We start from the raw sequence: 15,407 nt of genomic DNA on the forward strand, positions 1-15,407 counted from the left end.
ATTTAAAATTCAATCCATTAGCTGTAGTGTGTCGCAGGATGTCATCAATTTACAGACCACATTTCGCATACTTTCGGGCAGTTTTCTATCATAATGACAGAACACATTACCGGAATGACAATGATGGATACGATTGACCAGGCACTGATTGCCCTTTTACGCCAGAATGCCCGCTATACGGTTGCCGATCTGGCCCAGAAATTACAGGTATCTCGCGGCACGGTACGCAACCGCATGCTGAAACTGGAAGATGAAGGCGTGATTACCGGTTATTCGGTGCAGCTGCGCCCCACCAGCCAGAACCGTCCCATTACCGCCTGGATGAGTATTGCCATTGAAGGCAACGCCACCCGGCAGGCCGTGGCCAGTTTACTGGGTGAACCCTGCGTGGTTGCCCTGCATGACACGAATGGCCGCTGGGACCTGCTGGCCGAACTGCAGGCGCAAACCCTGGATGAACTGGGTCAGGCACTGGAACGGATCAGGCTCATTAAACATATTAGCAATTCAGAAACCAGCATTCATTTGAAGAGTTATAAATAATCATGTCAAGCTGGCTTTAGTTCAAATTGCTTGACTTAGTATTGACCGGTTAACTATGGTGAATGACCAAATCAGCAATCGTATTGTTATCAATGGCCTCACCGCTTAAATACTTCATTAAAACCTCACTGCCCACTTCCGGTAATGAAAATATATAGTCAACGTGCAAAAGTTGTAGTTTATTGCGATTACCTTCTTCATTAATCATGGTAATGGTTTTAACCTTGTCACTTGCCATTTTCTTCACCGCCAATAAAATGTAGGTGTTTTCCACATCGCTCTGTTCCAATGCCATCACGCAACGCGCATCTTTTACAGAAGCCTTATCCAGGGTCGCGATATCAGTCACTTCGCCAGACACGACAAGGGCATCGGCAGGAAATAAATCCCGGTGCTTTTCATCACATACGATAACGGTCTGCAAACCCCGTTTTTTCAAGCCCTTATACACAAAAACCGCTACTTGAGAGACGCCAACAATAACATAATGATCTTTCATTTTTAACAACCTTTTATTGACGATTTTGCGTGTATCCGTTGCCGCAATACCTGCCAAATACACCACTGAAGTGGTAAAAATAGTAATACCCAAAAAAACGACACTAATCGTAAAAAGACGTGATTCTATGGTTACCGGCACAATATCTCCGTAACCGACCGTTGTCATGCTAACGACAGAAAAATAAAATGCCTGAAAAATATCGGAAATTTTTGGGTTGAAATGAGAACCCAGGTATAAAGAACCCAATACTGAATACACAATAAGTATGGCGATACTTAACAAGGCCAGCCCTGCTGTATTGCTTATACTGTAATTTGGAAAGCGCTTCCAGTAATGGAGTAATAAAACCAATAAAACGAAAGAATAAATTCCATGAATAAAATAGGCACTGCCCAGTGTGATATCCAGGACAAGCAATAAAAACAGGGCAAAAATACTGAAAAAACAGGCCAATCGTGCGCCTGTAAACATGAAAATGCTAAATAAGACCAGACAGGTACCCAAGGCAAACCGAGGCAATTCAAGCAAATGAAAAAATCCCAGGGTTTGCATCCAATGCACAAACTCACCGGTATCCTTGCCAAAGTGATGGGAATATTTATATAAAACCGGCAACGTCAACCAAAGCCCATTAATCATACTCAGCAGTGATAATAAAACTCGTAAATTTAAAATTGATTGGAAAAACGAGCCAATATATTTTGTTGCGTTCATAAGAATCCATAAGCGCTGGTTGTTTGCCAGTATTTATCATGGCACATGCCATACATTTATTGTACCAAGCCGTTAAAGCAGGCACCCCCATCCTGGGCATAGGTCTTGAGGCGCCACGATCCTGTAATATATAACATCATCCAATAATATCAATGAGGAGGCAACATGAATACCAACACCACGCCCATTCTGGAAACCATTTACAACCAGGGGGTTGTGACCCTGCGCCTGAACCGTCCTGACCAGTTCAATGCACTTTCCGAAGCCATGCTGCAGGCTTTGCTGGATCAATTTGAAATACTCCAGCAAGACCACACCCTGCGTTGCGTGATTATTGAATCCACCGGCAAAGCCTTTTGCGCAGGGCATGACTTAAAGGAAATGCGCAGCCAGCCTGAATTGGCTTATTATCGTTACCTGTTTGCCAAATGTGGCCAGGTCATGCAGGGTATCCAGTCCCTGCCGGTGCCGGTCATTGCCAAAGTGCACGGTATTGCCACGGCAGCAGGATGTCAGCTGGTCGCTGCCTGCGATCTGGCCATCTGCACCCATTCGGCCCAATTCGCGGTATCAGGCATCAATGTCGGCCTTTTCTGCTCCACACCTGCCGTTGCCTTAAGCCGCAACATTTCTTCCAAACGAGCCTTTGAAATGCTGGTCACCGCCCGTTTCATAGACGCCGCCACGGCACTGGATTGGGGACTGGTGAATGATGCCGTACCGGAAGCACAGCTTGATGAGCGGGTTGACGCATTGCTGGCTGATATTTTAAGCAAAAGCCCAACGGCTATTCGCTATGGAAAACGAATGTTCTATAAACAGAAACAGATGGCGCTTGCCGATGCCTATGATTATGCGGCCGATGTCATGGCGCGCAACATGATGGAAGAAGACGCGATGGAAGGGATTGATGCGTTTCTGGAAAAACGGGTGGCGATCTGGAAAAGCTAAGTTTACTAAAGCACAGGATGGAATCCCGTTCTTGCTCGAAACTGGATTCCATCCTGAGCAAATAACCCGCTGATACGGATATCATTGCGGCCAGCCTTGAATTAAATTTTTATAAAGTTCAAAGGGTTTCAAATTATCATAAATATAATCAATTAAATTAATTTGATGCAAATCAGTTATTTGATTTTTCCCACTTGACTTTTTAAGAGCAGGCTATCTCTAAATGAGATGGCTACGATACCAGAATTGATCTATCTCAAACCTATCTCCAGGTGCTTTAATTTCAACCAATGAAAGAAGCATTTTTTATCTAAAAAACATATATAGGATTTTGAGAACATGCCAATCAGTCAAATTAACAATTATTTAAGAGGAGACTTCAGCGACTCGGAATATGTCCAAAAAGCCCGAGCGTTGCTGCCTACCCTGAAAAAACGCTCCGCAGCACAATGGGATTGCCCAAAAATATTTGACGAAACAATTGCCGATCTTCAAGAAGCCGGTTTTTTTCAAATGCTACAACCCAAGCGCTGGCACGGTGGAGAAACCACACCCATTGAATCTTTTGAGGTTACCTCAATCCTTGCAGAAGCGGACCCATCTGTTGCCTGGGTACTGGGTGTCGTTGGCATCCATCATTATCACCTGGCATTTTTTGATCCAAAAGCACAGGAAGAAGTTTGGGGAGATAACCCCAAAACGCTAATTAGCTCTCCCTATGCACCCGGTAAGGCTAAAAGAGTCGACGGCGGATATGTATTAAGTGGTAAATGGAGTTTTTCAAGTGGAAGCGATCATTGCGCTTGGACATTTCTGGGCGGGAATATTGATGGCGAAGAAAATACGGGTAAAACAAAACAATCGGGTATGGCGCAATACTGTTTTCTGTTACCTCGCAGTGATTACGAAATCATTCCAAATTGGGATGTACACGGTTTACGCGCTACAGGCAGTAACGATATTATTGTCAAGGATGCCTTCATCCCCGAACATCGGGCCTTACGCTGGGAGTCTGTCCTAACCAACGAAGCTCCCGGTTTGAAAATGAATGATGGTTTGCTTTATAAAATTCCTTTTTTCCAGATTTTCTCAAGAGCAACACAAGCCCCCAGTGCTTTAGGTGCATTAAAAGGTCTGGTACAAACATTTATTGACTTCAATTACCAGAAAGTCAGTCGTCATGGCGTAAATATCAGTGCAAATCAAGCCGCTGTATTGGCTGTTTCCCAAGCTTTGTCACACGCTGAAGAAATGAAAACCCAAGTTTACAAAAACTACGCTCGCGTAATTGCCGAGGTTGAAAAAGGCCCTTCAATAAGCATGGACGAACGACGCCAGTTCCGTTTTCAAAGCTCACAAATTCCTCCACGTTGTGCGCAGTTGGCCGCTGAGCTTTTCAGACTCAGTGGAGGACATGCAATTTATAAACAATATGACTTTGGTCGAATTTATAACGACATAATGGCCATTCAAAGTCATCAATTAAATAATTATCAACATCATGCCAATGCATGGGCAGGCACTCTCTTGGGTGATGAAAAAATCGCCCAGAATTATTTTGCATAATTAAGTAAATCATCAATACACAATTATTAAAGGAGACCTAATGAATAAAATCATATTAACCGCGCTTTCACTGCTTGCAACTTCTTTTGTGCAAGCCAATGAGGCGGACAGTTTTCCCAATCAGCCCATCAAAATAGTCGTTCCGTACGCAGCAGGCGGTGGTACCGACATTATGGCGCGGCAAGTCGGACGGACACTGAGTGAAATCATTAAACAACCCGTTATTATTGATAATAAACCTGGCGCAGGAACCGCTATTGGTGCAACTGCAGTCGCAAACTCAACACCCAACGGATATACCTTGTTATGGGGCGACAATGCGACTTACGCCACCAATACCGCGCTTTACAAAAAACTGTCTTATGACCCCGTAAACAGTCTAAAACCGGTAAGCACCATACTGACCGGTTCATTGGTCCTTTCAGTTAATAAGAATATTCCCGTCAATAATGTTAAGGAATTTATTGATTACGTAAAAGCAAATCCCCAAACCATGAGTTATGGAACAGCAGGTAACGGAACGCCTCATCACCTCATGATGGAGAGCCTGAAAATTGCCAATGACAATCTGAATATTGTACATATTCCCTATCAAGGGGAAGGGCCTGCCATGCAAGATCTTGTGGGTGGAGAATTGCAAGCCATGTTTTCAGGCGCCCGAATTGCCTCTGCACAAAGCAAAGACGGAAAAATCAAGATTTTGGGAGCTTCAGGCAAAGAACGCAATCAAATAGTACCGGAGATTCCCACTCTATCAGAATCCGGTCTTCCCGATTTTGTGTATGAGTATTGGCATGGTGTATCAGCTCCCGCTGGCACACCCGATGCCATTATTAATAAGCTGAATGACGCTTTCAAACAAACACTGGCAAATGAAGAATTAGTGCAATGGATTGCCACATCAAGTGGTGCCTACCTCAAAAGCAGTTCGCCTGAAGAAATGACCGACAAAATCAACCAAGACATCATCAAGTCCAAAGCGCTGGTTAAGGAAATCGGCTTGTCTTTAGATTGAGTAAATAAATTTAAACTGAATTATTATTGAGTGTAAGCACAATGACCAAAACACGTCAGGCATATACAGGGCATTTTTACCGTGACCCCCATACAACGATTGATTCCCATGACACCAAGAGCTGGATAACACGCGCAGCCAATTTTGTCGTCATGGCCAGTCATGCAAAAGAAAATGCCATTCTAACCAGAACAGCAGAATACCAAAATGATGAGTACTTCATTCTGCTCCCTGAAGATACGGCAGCAGTTATCAGCAGCAATGGCAATGAAATAAAAAGTAATGGCGACTCATTATTCATTGCCCCTCCGGGTGACAGCCAGATCAAAATGTTGAATGGCGGTTGGGTCTACCGAATTTTCAGCAAAAATGCCAAAGACTTAATTGAAATGGCACCCAATCATCAAGCCTGGAATAACGTGACCGACGTTGCAGAATTAATTAACTGGCCAGCCCCTGTCGATGGTTTCAAGTTACGTCACTATCCGTTGCAAGACTATATCCGTACAGATACCACAATGCGCCTTTTCCGTACATGCAATTTGATGGTCAATATCTTCCTGCCAAGTACAGCACCACGGGACATCCACAAACTATCCCCGCACTCTCACCCTGACTATGAGCAAGGATCCCTGGCTGTCCATGGTGCTTATATCCATCATTTACGTTACCCATGGACACCGGATCTGGCGGAGTGGCGTGAGGATGACCATATTGTCGCATCCGCCCCTTCGCTGTGCGTCATCCCCCCAAACGTCATCCATACCTCCCAAGCCGTTGGGGAAAAAGGTATGCGCCTTGTGGATATTTTTGCACCTCCACGCAAGGATTTCTCACTGAGACCAGGTCTTGTGTGCAATGAAAAAGAATACCCGCTACCCGACGACATTAACGCATAAATCAAGATATCTTTACTTTTAATCACAGGATGCTATATGACAAGCCGTTTTATAGAAACACTGAAAGTACCGGGTAGCTGTCAATTCGGTACCTGGGTCAAACTGGACTCTCCAGAAACCATTGAATGCCTGGCTCTGGCTGGTTTCAATTTCATTGCCATTGATATGGAACATGCGCCACTAACCTTTCAGGCAAGCTACCGCAACATTGTCATCGCTCAAGGCTTGGGTTTAAAAGTACTGGTTCGCCTGCCTGACAGCTCGGGCGCTTATGCACAGAGAATATTGGATTGTGGCGCTGATGGCGTTTTAATTCCACGGGTCCGCTCAGAGCAGGAAGCACGTGATGTCATGAATGGCATGATTTTCAGTCCCGTCGGGCATCGTGGTCTGGGCATCACCTCACGGGCTGGACATTGGGGACTTAAGCCAACTGCCCAATATATTGAAGAAGGCAATAACCACGTCTTGCGTATTCCACAACTTGAAGATGCCCATGCCTTAGGTGACGTTGAAAGAATTCTGGCAGTGCCAGGGGTCAATGCCATTTTTGTGGGCCCGGGAGATTTGGCCTTATCAACCGGCAAACCGGCTTCACATCCCGATAACAGCCAATTAATCACAAACTTGATCAACGTTGCCAATCGATTGAATATTCCTTGTGGCACTGCAGTTGGTGATGTCAATGCTGCCATTAAGGCCAAAGAAAATGGTTTTAATTTTGTCATGATCAGCAATGATATAAGCATTTTTGCCAAATCATCCGCCAGCATGATCAATCAGCTTAAAAGTTAAATGATGAATACAGAATCACAAGATATTCAGAAAAAGCTAGGGCCCCGGATCACTCTTAAAGGCCTGTGCCCATTAACGACGGAACGGGCAGAAAGAGGATATAGACTTACCAAATTCCTCACTAGCATGCGTTCAGTAAAACAGCGTACATTTTTTTTAAATGATGAAGAGTCATGCATGGATCATTTTGGTTTAAACGACCAGGAAAAAGAAATGGTTCGTAACAGAGCTTTTACCAAAATGATGGAATATGGCGCCTGTACAGTTGCGATTGGCAAGGCGAATGGCGCTTTCAAGACATCATTAATGGAAAGAGGCGCCTCAGAATTGGGCATGACGGTTGATGAATTTGTACGCATAAGAAAAGAAGCAAACAAAGGATATATATGGCAGAGTTAATTGGTGCAATCGGATCTTCACACGCCCCCTCAATCTCTTTTGCTTTCGATGCTGGCCATCAGGAAAAACAGGAATGGAAACCTTTTTTTGAATCCTACAAGCCCGTCCATGATTGGCTAAAACAAAAAAATGTCACCACAATGATTGTTATTTATAACGATCACCTGAATCAGTTCCAGTTTGACGCTTACCCTACTTTTGCCATGGGCATCGCAAAGCAGTTGAATATTGCTGATGAAGGCATTGGTGCTCGCAATTTTGCATCCGTTCCCGGTGCTCCAGACTTTGGTTGGGAACTGGCCAAATCACTGGTAAACGATGAGTTTGATTTGACTATTTGTCAGGAAATGGAACTGGATCATGGTGTCATGTCCGTTCTGCCCTTACTGATGCCCCCGAGCTGGCCAATACGTATCATTCCCATTCATGTCAATGTATTGCGTGAACCCCTTCCAACTCCCATGCGATGCTGGAAACTGGGACAAAGTATTGGTCGCTTCATTAAAAACTCAGCTTGTAATGAACGGGTCGTTGTCGCTTCTACTGGCGGTTTATCCCATCAAATTCATGGTGATAATTTTGGTTTTGTAAATCCGGAATGGGATAACCGGTTCATGGACTTATTGATGCATGAACCTGAAATATTGGCACAAGCCACTCATGAAGATTACATATACCGCGGTGGCCTGGAGTCAGTTGAAATGATGTTGTGGCTGACAATGCGTGGCGCACTTTCTGAGACCAGCGAATCTTTCAATGAAATTCAACGATTCTACTGGGCTCCCATGCTAACCGGCTACGGTTTACTGGCTTTAGAAGCCGAAAAGCCAGCAACTCCTGCCTCGAAATAGCTGATTAACCGGAAAACTCGAACATGCGTAAAAGTATTTATATTGATGGATTTTCTCATGGCAACAATCCTGTTCCTGCCGCTTGCCTGCATCACAATATTTTAATGAGCGGCGCCATCTTTGGCACAGATAAAACAACGGGAAAAATTCCCGAATCTATTGAACAACAATGTCAACTCATGTTTGAGAATACGCGTCGTATTCTTGAAAAAGCGGGCGGCAGCTGGAAAGACGTTATCAAAATGACTTTTTATCTCAAACCAGAGGTATCGCGAGCTTTACTGAATCAATATTGGGTTGATATTTTTCCTGATGAGACAAGCAGACCCGCCCGACATGTAATCGTTTCCAATACCTTACCTGCCTCAATGGATATGCAGTGCGACCTTTTCGCAATTATGGCTCCCCATAATTAAAAACTCACTCTTAAAATACTTGCTTATAAAGACATGGACATAATATCTAAACCCATACAAATCATTGAAAGTGGCAGTCCGGAAGAGGATTCACGCGCATTCAGAAGATGCTTATCTCAATTTGCCACTGGTGTGACCGTAATGACTGCTTGCAACGGGACCGACATGGCAGGCATGTCTGTGAACTCATTTGCCGCGCTTTCTCTTGAACCACCCCTTGTTTTATGGTCTATACGAAAAGAGTCTGGCAGCCTTAAAATCTTTCAGGAGGCCCGACATTATGCCGTTAATATTCTTTCTGACAATCAGGTGGATCTCTCAAATTTGTTTGCAAAAGGCGATGAGGATAAATTCAGTAAAACCGACTGGTTCAAAGGAAAACTAGGTGCGCCATTGTTGCGTGATGTGATCTGTACATTGGAGTGCAGCCTTGAAAACACCATTGATGGTGGGGATCATTTGATTCTGATTGGTCGCGTCAAACATTACACCCGTTACAACGGAACCCCACTCTTGTTTTACCAGGGTCGTTACGGTGTCGCCAATGACTTGTCATCGATTATGAACCAAACCGAAACAGAAAAAAACACATCCTTGACAAGGAAAGGCAATACACATTTATCTCTGTTGCGTCGTTTACATTATGTGAGCCATCTTGTTTCTTCACGTTTTAATACTCAAAGACAAGAACTAAGCATAAGCGTTGCAGAATTCAGGATATATAGCTGGTTGAACTCACAGGCAATGAGCGAACAGGAGCTTCAGGCATGTATTTACCTCCGTCAGGAAGAAATAAAAGATGCCCTGCAGGAAATGAAAAACCGGAATCATCTTGAATATATCGTCGACGAAAAAATACACTTGACAAACAGTGGTCGCGAATATGCCATGTTCATTAATCAGCGAGTAAAAAATTTCGAAGCGAATATGATCCAAAACATCGATAAGAAAGATCTCGAAACCGCGTTACGCGTTATAGACAATTTGATTACACAGGCCAAAGATGCTTAATCAACGATATTTTTAACCGTTAATATTCCATTTTGAAGCGTGAGACCATGCTCCCTGCTCCAATAGATAATCAATTTCCTTCTGGAGTATGGCATATATTGCGTTGATGGCCAATAAATTGGATGCTCTCCTGGACTTTACCAAATACAGATTCCAACATACCAAAGGCGATTTAAAAGGTATTGCCGCGACCTGACCGGTTTCAACAGAATAGCTCCAGGAGGTACTCATACTGAAGATAGTGCCTCCAATTCCCTGCTCAACCATGCCTCTTGTCACAAAAGAACCGTCTGTTTCAAAGACAATGTTTGGGCGAATATTATTTAATACACATAATCTATCTATCATCACCCTCAAAATATGCGGTTTTGAGGGTAGAATCAATGGAATTTGCGGTAAATCCTTGATAAGCAGTTCTGTAGGCACCTTTCCTTTAAAAATCTCTTGCAGTTTTTTTGTATTGCAAAACAAGTGTAAACGTTCCGTCATAACAGGCATGACTTCATAATCAGGCCCTATTTCGCTGTTATAAACCAGTGCAATATCCACTTCTCCACGACTCAGCCAACCATGCACCTGAGACGGAGACCCTTCAAGAAACTCAAGCTGTACCAAGGGTAATGTTGCCAGTTTTTGTTTATAAACTCTTGGTGCCAACAAACCACTGCTTCTGGGTGGAAATGCAATTCGTACCTTACCTGCCGGTTCTTTTACAAAAGAAGAAAGATTGGCTTCCATATCAGATATTTCATCCACTATTTTTTCCACTCTTGATAAAAACAATTTTCCGGGTTCAGTAAGCACAACACCACGTGCATTTCTTTCCAGCAATACAGTACCCATCCTTGACTCTATCCTTTTTACCCGCCTGCTCAAGGCCGATTGAGCCACGCAGGCATCAATGGCAGCTTTACTAAAACTGCCTGCACGCACCACTGCAACAAATGCACTAATGTCTTCAAAAAACATGTTTTCCTCACCCACAATATTATTAATTTTATATATGTTATTAATTCAGTAATATTATAGGTAATACCCGCTTGCTTAAAAAGCTCACCCCACCATCGGATGATAAGCATGCCAGGCCGTCATGCGCTGTATCACGCTGGCAATCTGCAACAGCGTATATTCGTCATTGGCCTTGCCCACGAGCTGCGCACCAACGGGCAAATTCTGCGGATCAAAACCGGCCTGGATGGACAGCGCACATGCGCCGGTCCAATTCACAAACCGGGTAAAGAAACCGATTGATGTATTGTTTTCATCGACCTGGTTTAACGGTAATGCCGTAAAGGGTGTGGCAGGAATCAGCAAGGCATCGCCCCCATCCATCCATTCCTGCCATATCGTTTTCATGGCCGCATGTTGCGCCAATAATTCCGCATAATTCCTGTCATCAATGTTCTGGCCAGCCAGAACACGCCGACGGACATTGGGATCAATTTGTTTTTCCGGGTCGGCAATATGGTCCTTATGCACACGCCAGCCCTCGGCGGCAATCAGCCGGCTACAATTATTCATGGCCGTTTCCATACTAAACGGCAACGCTTTGCGTACCAATTTCGCCCCCGCCATTTCCGCCATACGGACCATATCTCTTACACCCAACCGTACACTGCGCTGGACTTGCGTTTCATACTGCTCATCAGGTAGAACACAAATCACCTTTCCACCCAGATCAGCGCCTTCAAGGCCATGAATCCGATAATTTTCCTGCAAACGCGACTGTGCAGGTGCATTCATCATGGCATCAAAAACAATGGCAGCATCATCAGCACAACGCGTAAAGACACCGACACTGTCCAGGGAACGCGACAATGGCAAAACACCTTGGGTAGCAATGCGTCCCACCGTTGTCTTCAAGCCAGTCACACTATTCAAGGCAGCCGGAATACGTACAGAGCCACCCGTATCGGTGCCAATGGCCGCAGCCGCCAATCCGGCAGCCACGGCAACGGCCGAACCGCTGGAAGATCCACCCGGAATACGATGCTGCCAACGATCCCATGGATTACGTGGTGTTCCCATCAATGCATTGGTACCCCAGCCACCAAAAGCCCACTCAACGGTATGTGTTTTACCCAGAATCACCGCACCATGCGCCCGCAATTTTTCAACAACCTCAGCCGTTTCAGTGCTGATACGGTGTATCCATTCCTTTGAGCCACCGGTAGTAATAGATCCTTCTATCTCACAAAGATCCTTGATACCCATGGGGATACCATCCAGCCAACCCAATGACGTCCCATTCTTTCGACGTGCATCGGACTCCCTCGCCTGTTCCAGTGCCTGCTCCGGAAAAACGTTGATATAGGCATTGAACGACTTATTGTGTTTGTCTATCCTGCTCAAAAAAATCCGTGTCAAAGCTTCTGCTGAAATATTTTTCAGCTCAAGGTGAGCTGCCAATTCGATGATTGAACAGAATGCATAATTATCCATTTTCATACTCCTTCTTCAGGTAATGGTTCCGGCTTATTAAATTAAATAGGCCGGTTCCTGAAACGTCCCCGGCAAAGGCATTTCACGCATAACGGGCTATTTCCAGCGAGTCCTTTACCGAGGCAAGGCCCTTCTTTACCAGGGTCCTCCCGGAAGGCGACTGAATATCCGTTGCTCCGGTAATATTCAATCCACTGCCAGCACTGACGCCAAGGATTGGCAACGCAAAGCTGACAGCAAGCACGCCTGCCAATATCCGCCTGTTCATTTTCAAATCCGATCTGCCTGATACGCTACTCATGATGCACTTCCATGTCAGTTAATAAACTCATAAAGTATTAAGCAAGAACCGTGCCTAAGTGTTTTTACCTATATCGCACCCGAAATAGCTTGTGCGGCGCACAAAAAAATGGCAGATGCCCCAAATTGAAGCATCTGCCATGTACTCGTTTAACTCAAAACGGATCTTTCCGAATTTCAACCATTCCTGGAAAACTTACATGTCTTTCAATTTTTCCAGGTCAATCACCTACCTTGGCATATTCTTTTTTGTCTTCCATGCTGGCAGAACCGTCAATGGTCATCCTTTTGCATTTAGCTGATTAATCAATTGCGTTGCCATGCCCAGTGACTGTTGGCCATGACATAATCTTTCTGCTCATAAGCAGCCAGTGCTTCCTTGATGGCATCTTCCACCTCATCGTTTTGATGTATTATTTTTATGGATCGTCAAGGAGACATTATGTTGCGTTTACTGAAAAAAACCGGCCTGGCCCTATGCCTTGCGACAACATTCCTGGCTAGCCCCGGTCTGGCCCAACAATCCTCCCCAGCCAAAATCTCGGTACAGGTGCTTGAAAATCACCTTGAATACCCCTGGGGAATGGCCTTTTTAGCCAACAATCAAGGTATCCTTATTACCGAAAGACCAGGCAAACTTCGTCTGTGGACGGCCAAATCCGGTCTTTCAGCACCCATCAGCGGGGTCCCAAGGGTTTTTAACCGGGGTCAGGGTGGTTTACTGGATATTGCCCTGGCACCCGACTTTACCACCTCCCGCCATGTTTATCTTTCATTTGCCGAAGAAGGCAGTACTGGCAGGGCCAGCACCAGTGTTGGGTATGGCAGGCTTTCCGAGGACATGAAAACCCTGGAAAACTTCCAGGTGATTTTCCGTCAGGAACCCAGGCTTTCCACTGGCATTCACTTCGGATCAAGACTGGTGTTTGACGACAAGGGTTATCTGTTCATCGCCCTTGGTGAAAACAACCAGCGCCCTACCGCCCAGGACCTGGACAAACTGCAAGGCAAAATAGTGCGCCTGTTCCCTGACGGCAGCATTCCCAAAGACAATCCCTTTTTCAATGTGCCCGGCGTTCGCCCTGAAATCTGGTCATACGGGCATCGTAACCAGCAAGGCGCTGCCCTTAACCCCTGGACCCGCCAATTATGGACCCATGAACACGGCCCTCGCGGCGGTGATGAAATCAATATTCCCAAACCCGGCAAAAACTACGGCTGGCCGATCATTACCCATGGTATCAATTATTCAGGCACGCCTATCCCTGAAGCGGCTGGCACCCATGCCCAGGGAATGGAACAACCCGTTTATTACTGGAAAGTATCCCCCGCCATCAGCGGCATGGCATTTTACGACAGCAACACATTCCCGGAATGGAAAAACTCTCTGTTTATTGGCGCTTTGGTTGGCCAACGGTTAATCCGTTTAGTGCTGGACGGGAACAAAATCACCGCAGAGGAAAATCTTCTGGAAGATCGCAATGAGCGGATCCGGGATGTTCGTGTTGGCCCGGATGGTTACGTTTATGTCTTAACGGATTCAAACAGGGGAAAGCTCCTGAAAATTTCCCCATGATGGCCATGTCCAGGCCTTGTCCCTTGCCAACGCAGGGTTACATGCCACCATATCTGTTTTAAACTATGGGCAGATCGCAAGCATCAGCCTTGCACTGCATCATTCTTAATTGAAAACTGCCTGTTAAACAGGCAGTTTTCAAGGATTACGACAAGAAAAAACATTAATCAATAAAGAACCCGGGTTTTGATGGTTCCCTCGATTTCCTTGAGTTTTGCGATAGCCTTGTCAGCATCCACGTTTTCCACATCCAACACAACATAGCCAATTTCCGGATCGGTCTGCAGGTACTGGCCAACAATGTTCACGCCATCTTTCATGAAGAGTTTGTTAATGGCAGTCAGTACGCCTGGACGATTAGCGTGAATATGCAGGAAGCGGCGAGCCTGTTTGTTTTCCGGCAAGGAAACTTCAGGAAAATTAACCGCAGACAGGGTGGAGCCGTTGTCTGAATATTTGACCAGCTTGCTGGCAACTTCAATACCGATGTTTTCCTGTGCTTCACTGGTTGAACCACCAATGTGGGGCGTCAGGATCACGTTGTCGAATTTACGCAAGGGAGACACAAACTCTTCATTGTTGGACTTGGGTTCTACCGGGAAGACGTCAATGGCTGCGCCACCCAGATGTTCTTCTTCCAGCGCGACAGCCAAGGCATCAATATCCACCACCGTGCCACGCGAAGCATTGATCAAATGGGCACCCTTCTTCATCTGGGCAATCCTTTCGGCACTCATCAGATTTTTGGTCGATGCATTTTCGGGCACGTGCAAGGTGACAACATCACTGATATTGAGCAATTCGGTCAAAGTTTTAACAGGCTTGGCATTGCCCAAAGGCAGTTTGGCTTCAACATCGAAATAATAAATTTCCATGCCCAAGGCTTCGGCCAGGACGCTTAATTGCGAACCAATGTGGCCATAACCGATAATGCCCAATTTTTTGCCCCGAACTTCATGGCTACCCTCCGCTGATTTTTGCCACTGGCCACGGTGCACTTCGGCATTGGCGGCCGGGATCCGGCGCATCAGCAGGATCATTTCTGCCAGTACCAATTCAGCCACAGAACGGGTATTGGAAAAAGGCGCATTAAACACCGGGATACCCCGTTTTTTGGCGGCATCCAGGTCTACCTGGTTGGTACCAATACAAAAGCATCCTACTGCAATCAGTTTCTTGGCCGCAGCAAAAACCTCTTCAGTCAACTGCGTACGTGAACGGATACCCACAAAATGTGCATCGGCAATGGCTTTTTTCAGCTGATCGCTATCCAGTGCTTTTTTCTGATAGTCAATTTGTGTATAGCCGGATGCATGCAAAACATCAATTGCGTTCTGGTGTACACCTTCCAGCAACAGGAATTTGATTTTGCTTTTGTCTAATGAGAACTTTTCCATACCACTTTCCATAAGAAAATAACAATTTAT

At 45.3% G+C, this 15,407-nt stretch carries 16 protein-coding genes; 11 read left to right on the top strand and 5 right to left on the bottom strand.

All coding sequences use genetic code 11. The annotated features are described in order from the left end of the window. Nucleotides 1–123: 123 nt before the first annotated feature. Nucleotides 124–543: an Lrp/AsnC family transcriptional regulator gene (locus ACM5Q9_RS06800; protein WP_418144164.1), complete on the top strand. Its 420-nt coding sequence runs from the start codon at nucleotides 124–126 to the stop codon at nucleotides 541–543. A gap of 49 nt (nucleotides 544–592) precedes the next feature. Here ACM5Q9_RS06800 and ACM5Q9_RS06805 read toward each other — a convergent pair whose 3' ends face one another. Next, nucleotides 593–1,684 carry an ion channel gene (locus ACM5Q9_RS06805; RefSeq protein ID WP_418143978.1) on the bottom strand — a complete coding sequence of 364 codons (1,092 nt, stop codon included), beginning with the start codon at nucleotides 1,682–1,684 and terminating at the stop codon, nucleotides 593–595. A gap of 240 nt (nucleotides 1,685–1,924) precedes the next feature. On the opposite strand from ACM5Q9_RS06805, the gene ACM5Q9_RS06810 reads away from it, so the two are divergent. From ACM5Q9_RS06810 to ACM5Q9_RS06850, 9 genes are all read left to right on the top strand, one after another. Beyond that, the gene (locus ACM5Q9_RS06810; RefSeq protein WP_418143979.1) at nucleotides 1,925–2,710 is read left to right on the top strand and encodes an enoyl-CoA hydratase; all 786 of its coding nucleotides are present in this window, start codon (nucleotides 1,925–1,927) and stop codon (nucleotides 2,708–2,710) included. A 339-nt stretch (nucleotides 2,711–3,049) separates the two neighbouring features. Then, nucleotides 3,050–4,276, top strand: coding sequence for a flavin-dependent monooxygenase (locus ACM5Q9_RS06815; protein WP_418143980.1), 1,227 nt, complete (start codon nucleotides 3,050–3,052; stop codon nucleotides 4,274–4,276). Between the two features lie 40 nt (nucleotides 4,277–4,316). Continuing rightward, nucleotides 4,317–5,291 (top strand): Bug family tripartite tricarboxylate transporter substrate binding protein, encoded by a 975-nt coding sequence (locus ACM5Q9_RS06820; RefSeq protein ID WP_418143981.1) that lies wholly within the window; start codon nucleotides 4,317–4,319, stop codon nucleotides 5,289–5,291. Nucleotides 5,292–5,332: 41 nt separating this feature from the next. Then, complete coding sequence (locus tag ACM5Q9_RS06825) at nucleotides 5,333–6,190, top strand: hypothetical protein (protein ID WP_418143982.1); 858 nt, start codon at nucleotides 5,333–5,335, stop codon at nucleotides 6,188–6,190. A gap of 36 nt (nucleotides 6,191–6,226) precedes the next feature. After that, nucleotides 6,227–6,985 carry an HpcH/HpaI aldolase family protein gene (locus ACM5Q9_RS06830; protein WP_418143983.1) on the top strand — a complete coding sequence of 253 codons (759 nt, stop codon included), beginning with the start codon at nucleotides 6,227–6,229 and terminating at the stop codon, nucleotides 6,983–6,985. Further along, nucleotides 6,986–7,384 (top strand): hypothetical protein, encoded by a 399-nt coding sequence (locus ACM5Q9_RS06835; RefSeq protein WP_418143984.1) that lies wholly within the window; start codon nucleotides 6,986–6,988, stop codon nucleotides 7,382–7,384. Continuing rightward, the gene (locus ACM5Q9_RS06840; protein WP_418143985.1) at nucleotides 7,372–8,235 is read left to right on the top strand and encodes a class III extradiol dioxygenase family protein; all 864 of its coding nucleotides are present in this window, start codon (nucleotides 7,372–7,374) and stop codon (nucleotides 8,233–8,235) included. Before ACM5Q9_RS06835 ends, ACM5Q9_RS06840 begins: the two co-directional genes overlap by 13 nt. A gap of 23 nt (nucleotides 8,236–8,258) precedes the next feature. After that, a complete protein-coding gene (locus ACM5Q9_RS06845; protein ID WP_418143986.1) occupies nucleotides 8,259–8,651 on the top strand; it encodes a RidA family protein in 393 nt (130 codons plus the stop codon). 33 nt (nucleotides 8,652–8,684) lie between these two features. Then, complete coding sequence (locus ACM5Q9_RS06850) at nucleotides 8,685–9,662, top strand: flavin reductase (protein WP_418143987.1); 978 nt, start codon at nucleotides 8,685–8,687, stop codon at nucleotides 9,660–9,662. Nucleotides 9,663–9,674: 12 nt separating this feature from the next. On the opposite strand, the gene ACM5Q9_RS06855 is transcribed toward ACM5Q9_RS06850, so the two are convergent. The 3 genes from ACM5Q9_RS06855 to ACM5Q9_RS06865 form a co-directional block, all read right to left on the bottom strand. Further along, entirely contained in the window at nucleotides 9,675–10,631 is a 957-nt protein-coding gene (locus tag ACM5Q9_RS06855; protein ID WP_418143988.1) for a LysR family transcriptional regulator, read from the bottom strand. An 84-nt stretch (nucleotides 10,632–10,715) separates the two neighbouring features. Further along, complete coding sequence (locus tag ACM5Q9_RS06860; RefSeq protein WP_418143989.1) at nucleotides 10,716–12,104, bottom strand: amidase; 1,389 nt, start codon at nucleotides 12,102–12,104, stop codon at nucleotides 10,716–10,718. Nucleotides 12,105–12,186: 82 nt separating this feature from the next. Continuing rightward, nucleotides 12,187–12,405 carry a hypothetical protein gene (locus ACM5Q9_RS06865; protein WP_418143990.1) on the bottom strand — a complete coding sequence of 73 codons (219 nt, stop codon included), beginning with the start codon at nucleotides 12,403–12,405 and terminating at the stop codon, nucleotides 12,187–12,189. Nucleotides 12,406–12,846: 441 nt separating this feature from the next. On the opposite strand from ACM5Q9_RS06865, the gene ACM5Q9_RS06870 reads away from it, so the two are divergent. Further along, nucleotides 12,847–13,980: a PQQ-dependent sugar dehydrogenase gene (locus ACM5Q9_RS06870; protein WP_418143991.1), complete on the top strand. Its 1,134-nt coding sequence runs from the start codon at nucleotides 12,847–12,849 to the stop codon at nucleotides 13,978–13,980. 167 nt (nucleotides 13,981–14,147) lie between these two features. Here the strand turns inward: ACM5Q9_RS06870 and serA are convergent, their stop codons facing one another. Next, on the bottom strand, nucleotides 14,148–15,377 hold the full coding sequence (gene serA, locus ACM5Q9_RS06875) for a phosphoglycerate dehydrogenase (protein WP_418143992.1): 1,230 nt from the start codon (nucleotides 15,375–15,377) through the stop codon (nucleotides 14,148–14,150). Nucleotides 15,378–15,407: the final 30 nt, after the last annotated feature.

It is taken from the genome of Advenella sp. RU8 (assembly GCF_048381675.1).
Taxonomy (GTDB): Bacteria; Pseudomonadota; Gammaproteobacteria; order Burkholderiales; family Burkholderiaceae_B; genus Advenella.